The sequence below is a fragment of the Chania multitudinisentens RB-25 genome, from assembly GCF_000520015.2.
In the GTDB taxonomy this organism is placed as follows: Bacteria; Pseudomonadota; Gammaproteobacteria; order Enterobacterales; family Enterobacteriaceae; genus Chania; species Chania multitudinisentens.
Genome location: NZ_CP007044.2, coordinates 1,253,943 through 1,269,274 on the forward strand (window position 1 = coordinate 1,253,943; position 15,332 = coordinate 1,269,274).

The following is a 15,332-nucleotide window of genomic DNA, read 5'->3' on the forward strand; positions in this document are numbered from 1 at the left end:
AACGCACCGGTTATATAAATGAATTTCGGGATTCAGGTTTTCAATTTTGATAACAACATGACTAGGAATAGCGGGTTTGTGCTGATATCCCGAATTAACAATAAGTTGCAGGCATTGAAGATTGCATATCAAGACTTAGTATAACTTTCCCGATAGAGGAGGAAATATCCATTCTTAACTATGTTATTGATCCCATGCGCGATCAATAATCCACCAAATGGCGCACTCATACCGCGACTTGCCACCCTCACTTCCGTGGCAAATTGTAGTCCGTTACTGTGCACAATGTTTTCAATGCGTTACAGATCTTTCGCATTATTCAGCGCCAGTGATACCGCCAGCGTTTGCGCCAGGCACATTGAGGCCACCTGTGAGCGGAACCCATCCACCTGCGCTTCACGCACCACAAAGCAGACATCGCTGAAAGCGGCCAACGGGCTGACCTGGCTGTCGGTAATGGCAATCTGTTGTGCGCCCTGTTTGGCACCAAGCTCCACCAGTTCTATCGCTTCTTTGGCATAGGGTGAATAGCTGATGGCGATCACCACATCTTTGGGTTTCACCATACTGAGCTGCTCGGTAAACATACCGCCCAATCCGTCGATCAGAAATGCGCGCCTTTCAAGGTGGCGCAAAGCATACGTCAGATAAGAAGCGACGCTGAACGAGCGGCGTAGGCCGATCACATAGATATTTTCCGCGTTATTCAATAATTCGATGGCGCGATCTAGCTGTTCGGCGCTGATTTGCATCGCCAACTGTTGCAACGCCTGCGCATTGACCATGGTGAAAACGTTGAGGATTTCGGCGGGTTTTTCCGGCGCGACGCTATCGTCGGTGGCGGTCTGGCGGAACAGGCGCGCGCGTTCCGTGTAGTTGACCGTTTCCTCCATCAGGTGTTGGCGAAAAACCTGTTTCATTTCGTTAAAGCCACTGAAGCCAAAGGCGTTGGCAAACCGAATCAAGGTGGAGGGGGGAACGCTGGCCTGTGCGGCAATGGAAGCAACGGTATCGAAAGCAATGCTGTTACTGTTATCTAAAATATAGCGAGCCACCTGTTTCAAACGCTTGCTGAGCGTTTCATAACGGTGGCGGATTTCGTCTTGTAACAGCGAAAGTTGAGTCGGGTTATTCATCCATTCTGCTCGCAGTAGGGGAGAGGGCGTATCGGTTTATATGCCTGAATTATTGACAGGCTATTCTAACAGATGGAGTGGAAATTTCATTTCTTCAAAAAGCGATTTATTTCGTTGCAAGCTGCGTTACTTCACAAAAATTCGGCAAAAATGCCCCTTAAAGCAGCGAAAATCACTCTAAGGGGACGATTCACTCGCATTGACCAGGTTTAGCAAAGAGGGGCTCTTGCATTGGGTTGCGGGCGATAGAGCCGCCAGAAGCCGATTAATGTCAGGTATTTCTGTTTCACCTGTTCAATTAACACTGCATCATCGATCTCGCCCTGTAACCACAAGCGCGAAGGAGGGCCAAAGATGGTGCGGCCAACGGCGAATCCCTTCACCCAATGGGCATCTGCGGCGGCGGCAAAACCGGCTTTCAGAGTTTCTACCGATGAATCCAACCCCAGAATCAGCACGCCCCGGCAGAACGGATCATGGGTTTCAATCAAGGCACCTACTTTTTGCCAGTTGGCTGCGCTCAGCGGTGGCAGCTTCCACCAATCCGGCTGGATGCCGATCTGGTAAAAATGCTCCAGCATTTCCAGGTAATAGTGCTCCTGTTTATCGGTATTGTTCCCCGGTAAAATAACTTCCAGCAGCAGTTCATGGCCGGATTTGCAGCAGCCACGATAAACATCGGTAATCATTTCATCCTGGGCGTGGCGCAGTTCCGCCGCATCGTGCGGATGATAAAACACCAGGCATTTCACGACATGTTCCTGCGGCCAATCAAGCAATTGTGAACCGATATTGCCGTATTCCAACCGTAATGGGCGTGAACTTGGCAATTCTACCGGGCGACCAATCCACCATCCCTGGCCGGTGATGGCGTTCAGCGCTGCCTGGCCATAGGTGGTATCCGCCAGAATACCGCTATTGCCCTTGAGGCCACTTTCAGCCGCCGCTGCCTGGGCTGCGGCCAAGAGCAGGGTTTTTAACCGGGGAAGGCGATCGGTACTGACCCCCGCTTGATGTGCCATATCCGCCAACTGTTTGCGATGGTCAAAAGCAAAAACGCACAGCTCGGGCCATTGCTGTTTACGCGTGGTCACCCGGTGCAAATGGTTCAGGCGTACATCGCGATCCGGGCGTTTCACTTCCTGTTCACGTTGCAGATAATCATCCAGTTCCTGTTTGGTCGGCATAGCCGGTGCGCAACCATGGCGCGATACCACCAGTGCGCCGCAGGCATTGGCATAGCGGCAGGCTTGATCCCAACCCTCGTCGTTGAGGTAGCCGCGTAACAGGCCAGACATAAAGGCATCCCCCGCACCCAGCACGTTCAACACATCAACCCGCACGCCAGAATGGAGTTTGACCTGCTGCCAGTTTTCAGCAATGGCCCCTGTAAAAACTGAACATCCCTGCGCCCCGCGTTTGCACACCAACGTCGCGTGGGTGGCTTGGCGCACGTTTTGCAGTGCGAGCAACGTATCTGTGCTGCCACCTGCAATATGAAATTCCTCTTCGGTTCCCACAATCAGATCAAAATGGTGCAGCACCTCCTGCAATTCGCGAGTAACTTTTTCTGATGCCACAAAGCGGGTTTCGCCATCTCCCAATGCTGCCAGCCCCCACAGCACCGGGCGGTAATCAATATCCAATACAGTGCGCAACCCATGGCGGCGCGCATATTCCAGCGCTTTCAGTACCGCAGCACGGGTATGCGGGTGTGACAGATGGGTGCCGGTAATCGCCAGCGCCCGCGATGAGGCAATGTAGTTTTCATCAATATCGTCGGGCGTGAGAGCCATATCGGCACAGTTTTCACGGTAGAAAATCAGCGGGAAGGTTTCCTGATCCTTGATGCCAAGGATCACCAGCCCGGTCAGGCGCTGTTGGTCGGTGATCAGGCACTGTGTATCGGCCCCGACGCGCTGGAGTTCTTCGCGCAGGAAACGGCCCATATGCTCATCCCCCACGCGGGCCAGCATGCCGGATTTTAGCCCTTGAATAGCGGTGCCGTAGGCCACGTTACCGGAGGACCCCCCAAGATATTTGGCGAATGTGCTGGCATCTTCCAGGCGTGCACCGATTTGTTGCGCATAGAAATCGACAGCGATACGCCCGAGGCAGATGACATCTAGCTGCTTGTGTTGTGTAGCCATACCCGCTTCCTTCTGTATTAAGCAAAACCCAACTGCGACCCGATGTTAAAGTATGAGGAATAAAAATTTCAATTTCAACAATGAATGAAATTGATATCCCAAAAAATTGATTTTTATGTAAACCCAAGTACAGCCCGGCATAGAAGCCATAAAACGGTACTGTTATGGGACAAACGCCTGTAAACATCAATCAACAGAATGTATCGAACGTAGTCATAAAACTGACGGTCGTGGCAATGCAATAAGCGAGCCTTTGCCCATTTCCATGGTTGAGAATATTGATTAACTAATTGAATTAAAATCAAATTAACTGTTTTTTGGGTTTGTTGTTATGCGATCATTATCGCAAAATGAAATATTTTTTCTGTTGTTATATTTTATGGAAAATATATTTGTTTATAATCGGTGCACGTTTCATGTTGCCACACTGAATAGGCAGTATATAAAACGGCCTTTCTCAGGCCGGATAGCCTAGAGATGTTTAACATCAGGGCTGGGCACCTACGGATAACGCTAAGCGAAAGGGTGAGTAAATGGGTAAGATCAAGTTAACCATGGCACAGGCACTCGTCAGATTTCTCGATAATCAGTATCTGCTGGCGGATGGTGTGGAAACCAAGTTCGTAAAAGGCATTTTCGCGATATTTGGCCACGGCAACGTGCTTGGCCTGGGGCAGGCATTGGAACAAGGCAGTGGCGATCTGCTGGTGCACCAGGGGCGTAACGAACAAGGGATGGCGCATGCCGCCACCGGTTTTGCCAAACAGAAACTTCGCCGGCAGATTTATGCCTGTACCGCATCCGTTGGCCCTGGTGCCGCCAATATGATTACTGCCGCCGCCACTGCCACGGCTAACCGCATTCCTTTATTGCTGCTACCGGGTGATGTGTATGCCTCACGCCAACCTGATCCGGTGCTGCAACAGATCGAACAATCCTACGATCTCAGCATCAGTACCAACGATGCCTTTCGCGCTGTCAGCAAATATTGGGATCGCATCGTGCGCCCGGAGCAGCTGATGAGTGCCTGCATTAATGCCATGCGGGTGCTGACCGATCCGGCAGAGACCGGGGCCGTCACGCTGTGCTTACCGCAGGACGTGCAGGGGGAAGCCTACGATTACCCGGACTATTTTTTCCAGAAACGGATACATCGCCTTGATCGCCGCCCGGCAACCGCAGGCATGTTGGCCGATGCGTTAGCGCTGTTGGTGGGCAAGCGCAAGCCGCTACTGGTTTGTGGCGGTGGCGTACAGTACTCACTGGCAGGGCAGGTTTTGCAGCAGTTTGCTGAACAGTTTCATATTCCATTTGCAGAAACTCAGGCCGGAAAAGGGGCGGTGCCCTCAGATCACCCTTACAACGTGGGGGGGATCGGCGAAACGGGCTGCCTGGCGGCAAACCAGCTGGCAAAACAGGCCGATGTGGTGATTGGCGTTGGCACGCGTTATACCGATTTTACCACCTCATCAAAGTGGCTGTTTCAGCACCCAGAGGTTGCCTTTCTTAATATTAACGTCAGTGCGTTTGATGCGGGCAAACTGGATGGAGTACAGGTGTTGGCTGATGCCCGTGAAGCGCTGGATTCCTTGAGTAAATTGCTGGAACAGGCCGGCTATCGTTCAGGCTGGGGTGATGCCATCGGCCATGCGCTTGGTGAGCAGCAGAAAGAAACCGCACGGGTTTACCAGGTGCACTATACCGGCGCAGGTTTTGTGCCAGAAATCGACGATTCTCTCGATCGTGAACGCGTGTTTGCTGAATTTATTGAAAAAACCGGTTCGGTGTTGACTCAAAGCCGTGTGTTAGGGGTGCTGAATCAGCATCTGCCGCAAGACGGCATCATTGTGGCCGCCGCTGGCAGCCTGCCGGGTGATTTGCAGCGTGTATGGCAGAACCGCAGTGAGCGCGGTTATCACGTGGAATATGGTTATTCCTGCATGGGCTATGAAGTTAACGCCGCTTTAGGGGTGAAGCTCGCCGAACCGCAGCGTGAAGTGTATGCCATGGTCGGTGATGGTTCGTTCATGATGCTGCATTCCGAACTGGTCACTTCAATTCAAGAAGGCTGCAAAATCAACGTATTGCTGTTCGACAACATGGCCAATGGCTGCATCAACAATCTGCAAATGGGTAACGGCATGGGCAGTTACACCACCGAATTCCGCTTCCGCAACCCGCAGGGTAGCAAACTGGATGGCGGACTGGTGCCGGTAAACTTTGCCATGCTGGCGGCGGCTTACGGTTGCAAAACCTACAGCGTGACCGATGAACAGCAGTTAATCGAGGCGCTGGGCGATGCCCGCAAACAGCAGGTTTCTACCCTGCTGGATATCAAAGTGTTGCCAAAAACCATGGTGCACAACTATCTCAGCTGGTGGCGCGTAGGTGGGGCCCAAGTGGCCGCAAATGAAAAAATTGTCGCCATCACTCGTAAGCAGCAAGAAAACATTGCTAAAGCCCGTGACTATTAACATTCCCAGACCTTGCGTCTGCCGTAAATATATCCATGAGGATAGCGAAAATGACATTGAACATTGGGGTTATTGGTACTGGAGCCATCGGCAGAGATCATATTCGCCGTTGCAGTCAGGTGTTACAGGGTGGCCGTATCGTTGCGGTGAATGATATTAACCGTGATAACGCGGCCAAGGTAGTCAATGAACTGAATCTGGATGCGCAAGTGTACGCCAATGGTCATGAACTGATCCAGGCTACCGATGTGCAGGCGGTGCTGGTGACCTCATGGGGGCCGAGCCATGAGGAGTTTGTGCTTGCCGCCATTGCTGCGGGTAAACCGGTATTTTGTGAGAAGCCGCTGGCGGTGACCGCGCAGGGGTGTAAAAACATCGTTGAGGCCGAGGCTAAATACGGTAAACGTCTGGTGCAGGTGGGTTTTATGCGCCCCTATGACCAGGGCTATCGCGCATTGAAACAGGTATTAACCAGCGGGCAAATCGGTGAGCCGCTGATGCTGCACTGCGCACACCGTAACCCGACGGTTGGCGAAGCCTACACGACGGATATGGCGATTACCGATACCCTGATCCACGAAATCGATGTACTACGTTGGTTGTTGGATGATGAGTATGTTTCTGTGCAAGTCATCTTTCCGCGTAAATCTTCTAAAGCATATTCTCACCTTAAAGATCCGCAGATTGTGCTGCTTGAAACCGCCAAAGGCACCCGCATTGACGTGGAGATTTTTGTTAACTGCCAGTACGGCTACGATATTCAGTGCGAAATTGTCGGTGAAACCGGTATTGCAAAATTACCGGAACCTTCTTCTGTGCAAATGCGCAGCGGTGCCAAGCTTTCCACAGAAATCCTGACCGATTGGAAAGAGCGTTTTATTGATGCTTATGACGTTGAACTGCAAAGCTTTATCAATGATGTCCTGGCAGGCCAACTGACCGGCCCTTCCGCCTGGGATGGCTATGCCGCCGCAGTAACCGCAGATGCCTGTATTGCTGCCCAACTCAGTGGGGAAGTGGTGCCGGTGGCATTACCTGCGCGGCCCGGTTTTTACGGCCAATAAAGGAGTAGAGCGGTGCAGGCTCGTGGATATTCACCAATTACTGAGGCTGAAAATGAATCAAGATAACGTAAAACTGGCCATCGCCCCGATAGGCTGGACGAATGACGATATGCCTGAGTTAGGGAAAGAAAACACTTTCCAGCAGTGCGTGAGCGAAATGGCATTGGCGGGTTTTACCGGTTGTGAAGTGGGCAGCAAATACCCGCGCGATCCCAAGGTACTGAAACCGATGCTGGATATTCGTGGTATCCAGATTTGCAATGCCTGGTTCAGCACCTTCTTTGCCGATGGTCTGCAAGAAAAAACCATTGATGAATTTGTTAATCATATGAATTTCCTGCATGCCATGGGCGCGAAGGTAATCGGTTGTTCTGAGCAAAGCCGCAGTATTCAGGGCACCAGCAAAAGTGTGTTTGCAGAGAAACCCTGCTTTAGTGATGAAGAGTGGCAGCGCGTTGCTGCGGGCTACAACGAACTGGCGAAGATTGCGGCCAGTAAAGGCATGCAGGTGTGCCTGCACCACCATATGGGCACCGGTATCCAGACGGCGGAAGAGATCGACCGGTATATGAACATGGTGAATAAGGATGTTTATCTGTTGTTTGATACCGGGCACGCTTACTACTCCGAAGGGAGCCAGCAGGCAATGTTGGCGATCCTGGAAAAATATCTGCCGCGTATCAATCATGTGCATTTGAAAGATGTGCGTGATGATGTGGTTGCCGAAGTGAAGGCCAAGCAACTGAGTTTTCTTGATGGGGTGAAAAAAGGCACCTTTACCGTGCCGGGGGATGGCGTAATCGATTTTCGCCCAGTATTTAAACTGCTGGATGAACAGGGTTATCGCGGCTGGATGGTGGTAGAAGCTGAGCAGGATCCGGCAATCGCCAACCCGTTTGAGTACGCGGTGAAAGCACGCCGCTATATCCGTGAAACGGCAGGCCTTTGAACCAGCATGGTTAGGCATTTTCGTAAGTTCAAAAAAAACGCTTTACAAGTGCGAATGATAATGATTATTATTGTCATGCGTTCAAGGGAGAGCATCAACCTTTGATACTGTCGCTTGAAGGCACGACATTGCTCACATTGCTTCCAGTGTTTATTTAGCCAGCTCGGGTGCTGGCTTTTTTTTTGCCCATTTTTGCTTGCTGATTCAACGCACTTCTCCACGATTCTCCCGAAAACTCTGTCTGATTTCTTGAACAGAGGGATGAGATTTTTACGCTTTCTTATTCTGCTGCCAGGACTAGACTGTAAAAAACATTGAGGAGAATTGAATATGATTTATTTACGTCAAGCAAAAGATCGCGGTCACGCCAATCATGGTTGGCTGGATAGCTGGCACACCTTCTCATTTGCAGACTACTACGATCCTGATTTTATGGGGTTTTCGGCACTGCGTGTGATTAATGAAGATGTGATTGATGCAGGCCAAGGGTTTGGTACGCACCCGCATAAAGATATGGAGATTCTGACCTATGTGCTGAGTGGCACAGTAGAACATCAGGATAGTATGGGGAATAAAGAGCAGATTCATGCCGGTGAGTTCCAGATCATGAGTGCAGGAACCGGGATTCGTCATTCTGAGTACAATGCTAATCATGATCGGCCACTGCATCTTTATCAGATCTGGATTATCCCAGAGCAGGTTGGGCTGGCGCCGCGCTATGAACAGCGTATGTTTGATGCACCGCAGGGGCGCCAACTGGTGCTGTCACCGGATGCCCGTGAAGGTTCGCTGAAAGTGTTCCAGGATATGACGCTGTCGCGCTGGGCGCTGAAAAAAGATGAGCAGTCGGTTTACCCGATCCAGGCAGGCCGCCGAGTCTGGGTTCAGGTAGTGCACGGCAATATTACTATCAACGGCCACCAAGCCGGTGCCAGCGATGCGTTTGCGGTGTGGGATGAAACGGCGCTGTCGATTCATGCCGATGCAGAAAGCGAAATATTGTTGTTCGATTTGCCGCCGGTATAATTGAGTCAGGGTTCAGCGTGCTGAACCCTTTTCCTTAGCAGCAATATCAGCTTGTGGTTTTTTTTGCTAAACTGGCTACCCATTCACGGTTAGCCAGTTCATTGATAATGAAGAAAAAACGGCCAGTGCTCCAAGATGTTGCAGATCAGGTTGGCGTCACTAAAATGACGGTAAGCCGTTATTTGCGTAACCCCGATCAGGTTTCTGCCGCTTTGCAGCAGAAAATTGCGGTGGCTCTGGATGAGCTTGGCTATATCCCCAACCGTGCCCCAGATATTCTTTCCAATTCGACCAGCCGTGCTATTGGTGTGTTGCTGCCATCGCTGACCAACCAGGTTTTTGCCGAAGTGCTGCGTGGCATTGAAAGTGTGACCGATGCGCATAATTATCAGACCATGCTGGCGCACTATGGTTATCTACCGGAGCGTGAGGAAGAACGTCTGACCTCCTTGCTGTCTTACAACATTGATGGGCTGATTCTCTCCGAACGCCATCACACTCCACGCACGTTAAAGATGATCGCAGTGGCAGGCATCCCGGTAGTAGAGCTGATGGACTGCGTATCACCGTGCATCGATCTGGCAGTCGGGTTCAACAACTTTGAAGCCGCCCGCCAGATGACCCAGCATATTATCGCTCGCGGTTATCGCCATGTGGTGTATCTCGGCGCGCGCCAGGATGAACGAACCATTATCAAACAGCAGGGTTATGAACAGGCGATGCGTGAATCCGGGCTTGAACCCCGCAGTATCATGACCGCGCGTTCTTCTTCCTATTCCGCCGGTGGTGAGCTGTTGCTGGAGGCGCAGCGCGATTATCCGCAGATTGACAGTATTTTTTGCACTAACGATGATTTGGCGATTGGTGCCGCGTTTGAGTGCCAGCGTCAGGGGCTTGCGATCCCACAGGATATGGCGATTGCCGGTTTCCACGGCCATGATATCGGCCAGGTGATGGTGCCGAAGCTGGCGAGCGTGCTGACGCCGCGTGAGCAGATGGGGCAAATTGGTGCAGAACGCCTGCTGGCACGTTTGCGCGGTGAAACGGTTGGCCCACGCATGGTTGATGTCGGTTTCACCGTGATCCCCGGCGGCAGTATCTGAAACCGGGCGCATTGGTTTGCGCCCTTAGTTTATCTATTGCTTTAATGCAGCCACACAACGGCTGACCACGCTTTCGATATTCGTATCGATATCAATACTGATGACATCTTTCTCATCGGTTCCAGGTTCTTCCAAGGCTTCAAACTGGCTTTTCAGCAGATCGCTTGGCATAAAATGCCCAGAGCGTGCTTTCAGGCGTGCCAGAATCACATCGAAACTACCCTTGAGGTAAATAAACACCATGTTTTCGTTGTCTTTGCGCAACAAATCGCGATAGCGGCGTTTCAGCGCGGAACAGACGATAATCCCGGTTTCATTTTTGTGGTTCAGGCTGTAGGCCGCATCATTGAGGCGTTGCAGCCAAGGCGTTCGATCTTGGTCATTCAGCGGTTGCCCGCTGGCCATTTTCTGGATATTGGCGCGTGGATGCAGATCGTCGCCATCAATGAATTTTGCCTGGATTTCCCGTGCGACAGCCGCGCCAATCGTTGATTTGCCACTGCCGGAGACGCCCATTAGGATGATGCTTTTTCCCGCCATAAGTTTGATCTCTATCTCAGAATAAGAATTTTGCCTGGGTCTATAGTTCCGAATCTTATCATGTTACCGGTATCATGATACGGGTAACAAATGGAGGTGTGACTATCATCACAAATGATAGACCCGTCGTCTGTATTCAATCGCACTCAAGTTGGTTATGCCCAGGGACTCGCTCACTTGCCGCCTACCTGCATCTTGAAATCCATTGGGTATCTAGCTGCAAAGGGGCGTAAAACTAAAACAAAACACCCTCTTTAGCCGGTTCTGCGAAGAGGTTAAGCGATAAAAAAATAGTTGGAGAAAAAGTATGCCATTAGTGATTGTTGCAGTCGGCGTAGCCATGCTACTGCTGCTGATGATCCGCTTAAAACTGAACGGGTTTATCTCGCTGATTCTGGTCGCGCTGGCGGTTGGTGTCATGCAGGGAATGCCAGTGGATAAAGTCATCACCTCTATCAAGGCGGGCGTCGGCGGCACGCTGGGGGGCTTGGCGCTGATCATGGGGTTCGGTGCGATGCTGGGTAAACTGCTGGCAGATTGCGGTGGGGCACAGCGCATCGCGACTACCCTGATCGACAAGTTCGGCAAACAGCATATTCAATGGGCAATCGTGCTAACCGGTTTTACCGTGGGTTTCGCTTTGTTCTATGAAGTAGGCTTCGTCCTGCTGTTGCCGCTGGTATTTACTATCGCTGCCTCTGCGCGAATTCCGCTGTTGTATGTCGGGGTGCCAATGGCCGCGGCACTTTCTGTGACCCACGGTTTCTTGCCGCCGCACCCAGGCCCGACCGCGATTGCCACCATTTTTCATGCTGATATGGGTAAAACTTTGCTGTACGGTACGTTGCTGGCGATCCCAACCGTCATTCTGGCGGGCCCGGTCTATGCCCGTTTCCTGAAAGGCATCGATAAACCGATTCCTGAAGGGCTGTATAACCCGAAAACCTTTACCGAAGAAGAAATGCCCGGTTTTGCCGTCAGTGTTGCAACTTCGCTGGTGCCGGTTATTTTGATGGCGCTGCGCGCGGTGGCGGAAATGGTGCTGCCAAAAGGCCACGCTATTCTGCCCTACGCGGAGTTCTTTGGCGATCCGGTGATGGCAACGCTGATTGCGGTATTGATTGCCATTTTCACCTTCGGCCTGAACCGTGGCCGCAGTATGGATGAAGTGATGGCAACGGTCACTGAATCCATCAAAATCATTGCCATGATGCTGTTGATCATCGGTGGTGGTGGTGCGTTCAAGCAAGTGCTGGTGGACAGTGGGGTTGAGAAATACATTGCCAGCATGATGGAGGGCAGCACCGTTTCACCAATCCTGATGGCCTGGTCGATTGCGGCAATATTGCGTATTGCGTTGGGTTCTGCCACCGTCGCGGCGATTACCGCAGGTGGTATTGTTGCGCCATTGATTGCCACCACGGGCGTTAGCCCAGAGCTGATGGTGATTGCCGTGGGTTCTGGCAGCGTGATTTTCTCTCACGTCAACGATCCGGGGTTCTGGTTGTTCAAGGAGTATTTCAACCTGACCATTATGGAAACCATCAAGTCCTGGTCGGTATTGGAAACCATTATTTCAGTCTGCGGCCTGATTGGTTGCCTGCTGTTGGCAATGGTGATCTAAGCGTTAGCAATAGGAGTGCAGCAGAGCGCTGCACTCCTCGCGGCTACAGTTTCATATAGGCTCTGATGCCGTCCAAAAACATTTGGGTGGAGAGCATCACCAGAATCAACCCCATCAGTCTTTCCAACGCACTCACCCCTTTACTGCCGAGCAGGCGCAGGAACAGGTTCGACATCAGTAAGATTGCCGCAGACAGCCCCCAGGCAATCAATAGCGCCACGACCAGATGTGATAACTGATTGGGATACTGGTGTGAAAGCAGCATCAGCGAAGCCAGAATTGAAGGCCCAGCCACCAGCGGGATGGCGAGCGGCACCAGAAAGGGTTCTTCCCCGACAGAAAGGCCGGTGCTGTTTCCCTCTTGAGAGGGGAAAATCATCTTGATGGCGATCAGGAACAGGATAATCCCACCGGAGATCGACACGGTTTCAGTGCGCAGATTGAGAAACGCCAGAATACGTTCACCGGCAAACAGAAAAATCAGCATCAGCAGCAATGCGATCAACAATTCACGGATCAGCACAACTCGGCGGCGGCGAGGTTCCAGATGTTTGAGCACCGACATGAAAATCGGCAGGTTGCCCAGCGGGTCCATGATTAAAAACAACAGCACTGTGGCCGAAATCATCTCTGTCATCATTACCTCTACATCTGAAAAATATGCCCATTGTCCTTACTTATACATCTAGCTATAAGAAGGATTGCTGAGAATCGCTCAGCTATCGAATAAATTAACTTTGAGCCTGCGCCGACATTTTGTAAGGTGGAGAGATATTGCACACCACTTAATTATCCTCCAAGGCAGGACTGTAAATTATGAAAAACGTTGGTTTCATCGGTTGGCGCGGTATGGTTGGCTCGGTTCTCATGCAACGCATGGCGGAAGAGCGCGATTTTGACACCATTCGCCCGGTATTTTTCTCCACTTCGCAGCACGGCGCTGCTGCACCAGCCTTCGGCGGCCAACAGGGCACGTTGCAGGATGCCTATGATGTTGAGGCATTGAGCGCACTCGATATTATTATTACCTGCCAAGGCGGTGATTACACCAATGAAATCTATCCAAAGCTGCGTGAAACCGGCTGGAATGGCTACTGGATCGACGCTGCTTCCTCGCTGCGTATGCAGGATGACGCCATTATCATCCTTGACCCGGTGAACCACAAGGTGATTCAGGAAGGGCTGAATAAAGGGATCAAGACATTTGTTGGAGGTAACTGCACGGTCAGCCTGATGTTGATGTCATTGGGTGGCCTGTTCGCCAATAATCTGGTGGAGTGGGCATCAGTGGCCACGTATCAGGCAGCATCTGGCGGCGGTGCGCGGCACATGCGTGAATTGCTGACTCAGATGGGGATGTTGCATGCTGACGTGGCGAAAGAGTTGCAGAATCCAGCCTCGGCTATTCTGGACATTGAGCGTAAGGTCACTGAAGCGACTCGTTCCGGCAAGTTGCCGACCGATAATTTTGGTGTTCCTTTGGCTGGCAGCCTGATCCCGTGGATCGATAAGCAGTTAGACAACGGCCAGAGCCGCGAAGAGTGGAAAGGCCAGGCGGAAACCAACAAGATCCTCAACACCTCTGCCATTATTCCTGTCGATGGCTTATGTGTTCGCGTGGGTGCACTGCGTTGCCATAGCCAGGCATTTACTCTGAAGCTGAGAAAGGATGTGCCGCTGCCGGAGATCGAACAAATGCTTGCAGCGCACAACGATTGGGTGCGAGTGATCCCGAACGATCGCGAAGTGACCATGCGTGAGTTAACGCCTGCGGCGGTGACTGGCACGCTGAATACGCCGGTCGGCCGCCTGCGCAAGCTGAATATGGGGCCGGATTATCTCTCTGCGTTTACCGTTGGCGATCAGCTGTTATGGGGAGCCGCTGAACCGCTGCGCCGTATGCTGCGTATTCTGCTTTAAAATTGTGGTAATAGGCAGTGACAAGGGGCATGGCAGCCGCTTGGGACAGGCGAACTGTTACCGGGTGCTAAGTGCAAACGCTCCAGATAAATAAGAAAGGGTAAGGGGCAGGTTTCCCCTTACCAAGCTTAACGAATCAGATTTTAACTGAAGTAGTAAAAATATTAAATTCATGGCGAAGCTAACAGCTGAAGCTGTGATTAAAATACCTGGAAGGTATGGATGTGATAAAAAGATTATTTTATGAATCATTAGCGAGTATTTTTTGTTTTCACTATTTTACCGTTTGAGGTTTTAAAATTAACTCGTTGAGGGTTCTTCTTTGAGAGTATCTAGTCGTCGGTTATTCTCCGAAGCGTTGCAAAAATTAAACTGAAACTGATAAGCGCTGCCTTGCCGATCCATCCCTGTTGTGATGTATGCACAAGAGTTAGCTTTATAAATTTCCCAAGACTTTTGTGCAGTTTCAAATGCTGCCGCATATTCGGCATCCCCAAGAATAGTCAATTCCCGCCTTATTTCGATTAATCTGTCCGCCAGCTTTTTTTCTGAGTTTCTAGAGAGCTTTGTAATGCAATCCAAGAGCCCTGGATAATTATTATCAAGCGTTATACCTTGGCATGCAGAGGGATCTTGGGCCAGCAAATTTTCAATAGTCGCGTTGGTACTTTGGTCAGCATTAGATAAGAACGGTGCGCAGATCAACACAACAGCCATTAATTTTTTCATCGTATCTTCCTATTGAGAAAATTTCTGATTGCGACCGATTTCCCATATCATAACCTCGGCCGATGGTTACGCCAGAGATATCACGGTTAGGATAATGAATCATGCGGCTGTAATTACGTGAACCCCGGATATTGTCACCTTCCCCATTGAATGTAAGATGCCCTCGGTTGACGCCGATGCTGGCTGAATCTTCCATAGATAAAACCTCCATTGTAAAAATTCTCGATAGCAGAATATCCTGCTTTAAACCTAAACCCGCATGTGGCCAACAGCGCTGTAGCCTGGAAGATGCCAGGTATAATCTGAACTTTCTGAGAGCTGGCTCCTGTTGGCCCTTTAACACCTCATTTTCAACATTTCTTATTCGCTGAGCCTACGATGAATAAAAGTGCCGGAAGGAGAGTGCGTCACATTTGTAACACGCATGCCATCAAGCTGGCAGCGTGGCAACAGGGCTGTCTGGCCCGCGATTTTCTTAATGAAAAAATTTCCTTTGTAATCGGCAATGTTTTTAACAGACATTGGCTACGCTTAATGGGTTGGCGAATAAATTCACATTAAATGGTGAAGATTAGCCTAAAAAATAAGCATAAAGAGCGAAGCTACGGTTTTGAAAG

13 protein-coding genes are annotated in these 15,332 nt (G+C 50.8%); 7 read left to right on the forward strand and 6 right to left on the reverse strand.

The window, feature by feature from the left end; translation table 11 throughout:
• Positions 1-299 precede the first annotated feature (299 nt).
• On the reverse strand, positions 300-1,136 hold the full coding sequence (locus Z042_RS05420; RefSeq protein WP_024914351.1) for a MurR/RpiR family transcriptional regulator: 837 nt from the start codon (positions 1,134-1,136) through the stop codon (positions 300-302).
• Positions 1,137-1,345: 209 nt separating this feature from the next.
• Positions 1,346-3,286 carry a bifunctional 5-dehydro-2-deoxygluconokinase/5-dehydro-2-deoxyphosphogluconate aldolase gene (locus tag Z042_RS05425; protein WP_024914352.1) on the reverse strand — a complete coding sequence of 647 codons (1,941 nt, stop codon included), beginning with the start codon at positions 3,284-3,286 and terminating at the stop codon, positions 1,346-1,348.
• Between the two features lie 533 nt (positions 3,287-3,819).
• Between Z042_RS05425 and iolD the strand changes: the two genes are divergently transcribed.
• From iolD to gntR, 5 genes are all read left to right on the forward strand, one after another.
• Complete coding sequence (gene iolD, locus Z042_RS05430; protein WP_024914353.1) at positions 3,820-5,760, forward strand: 3D-(3,5/4)-trihydroxycyclohexane-1,2-dione acylhydrolase (decyclizing); 1,941 nt, start codon at positions 3,820-3,822, stop codon at positions 5,758-5,760.
• Between the two features lie 50 nt (positions 5,761-5,810).
• Positions 5,811-6,824, forward strand: coding sequence for a bifunctional inositol 2-dehydrogenase/D-chiro-inositol 1-dehydrogenase (gene iolG, locus Z042_RS05435; RefSeq protein ID WP_024914354.1), 1,014 nt, complete (start codon positions 5,811-5,813; stop codon positions 6,822-6,824).
• Positions 6,825-6,876: 52 nt separating this feature from the next.
• A complete protein-coding gene (gene iolE, locus Z042_RS05440; RefSeq protein ID WP_024914355.1) occupies positions 6,877-7,773 on the forward strand; it encodes a myo-inosose-2 dehydratase in 897 nt (298 codons plus the stop codon).
• 330 nt (positions 7,774-8,103) lie between these two features.
• Positions 8,104-8,799 carry a pirin family protein gene (locus tag Z042_RS05445; protein ID WP_024914356.1) on the forward strand — a complete coding sequence of 232 codons (696 nt, stop codon included), beginning with the start codon at positions 8,104-8,106 and terminating at the stop codon, positions 8,797-8,799.
• 107 nt (positions 8,800-8,906) lie between these two features.
• On the forward strand, positions 8,907-9,902 hold the full coding sequence (gene gntR / locus Z042_RS05450; protein WP_024914357.1) for a gluconate operon transcriptional repressor GntR: 996 nt from the start codon (positions 8,907-8,909) through the stop codon (positions 9,900-9,902).
• A 33-nt stretch (positions 9,903-9,935) separates the two neighbouring features.
• Here the strand turns inward: gntR and Z042_RS05455 are convergent, their stop codons facing one another.
• On the reverse strand, positions 9,936-10,442 hold the full coding sequence (locus Z042_RS05455; protein WP_024914358.1) for a gluconokinase: 507 nt from the start codon (positions 10,440-10,442) through the stop codon (positions 9,936-9,938).
• 307 nt (positions 10,443-10,749) lie between these two features.
• Here Z042_RS05455 and gntT point away from each other — a divergent pair, with 307 nt between their 5' ends.
• Positions 10,750-12,066 carry a gluconate transporter gene (gene gntT / locus Z042_RS05460; protein WP_024914359.1) on the forward strand — a complete coding sequence of 439 codons (1,317 nt, stop codon included), beginning with the start codon at positions 10,750-10,752 and terminating at the stop codon, positions 12,064-12,066.
• A gap of 43 nt (positions 12,067-12,109) precedes the next feature.
• On the opposite strand, the gene Z042_RS05465 is transcribed toward gntT, so the two are convergent.
• Complete coding sequence (locus Z042_RS05465; protein ID WP_024914360.1) at positions 12,110-12,703, reverse strand: YhgN family NAAT transporter; 594 nt, start codon at positions 12,701-12,703, stop codon at positions 12,110-12,112.
• A gap of 179 nt (positions 12,704-12,882) precedes the next feature.
• On the opposite strand from Z042_RS05465, the gene asd reads away from it, so the two are divergent.
• On the forward strand, positions 12,883-13,986 hold the full coding sequence (asd, locus tag Z042_RS05470) for an aspartate-semialdehyde dehydrogenase (RefSeq protein WP_024914361.1): 1,104 nt from the start codon (positions 12,883-12,885) through the stop codon (positions 13,984-13,986).
• A 300-nt stretch (positions 13,987-14,286) separates the two neighbouring features.
• On the opposite strand, the gene Z042_RS05475 is transcribed toward asd, so the two are convergent.
• A complete protein-coding gene (locus tag Z042_RS05475; protein ID WP_024914362.1) occupies positions 14,287-14,715 on the reverse strand; it encodes a lysozyme inhibitor LprI family protein in 429 nt (142 codons plus the stop codon).
• The gene (locus Z042_RS26255) at positions 14,666-14,911 is read right to left on the reverse strand and encodes a lysozyme family protein (RefSeq protein WP_162149767.1); all 246 of its coding nucleotides are present in this window, start codon (positions 14,909-14,911) and stop codon (positions 14,666-14,668) included. Before Z042_RS26255 ends, Z042_RS05475 begins: the two co-directional genes overlap by 50 nt.
• Positions 14,912-15,332: the final 421 nt, after the last annotated feature.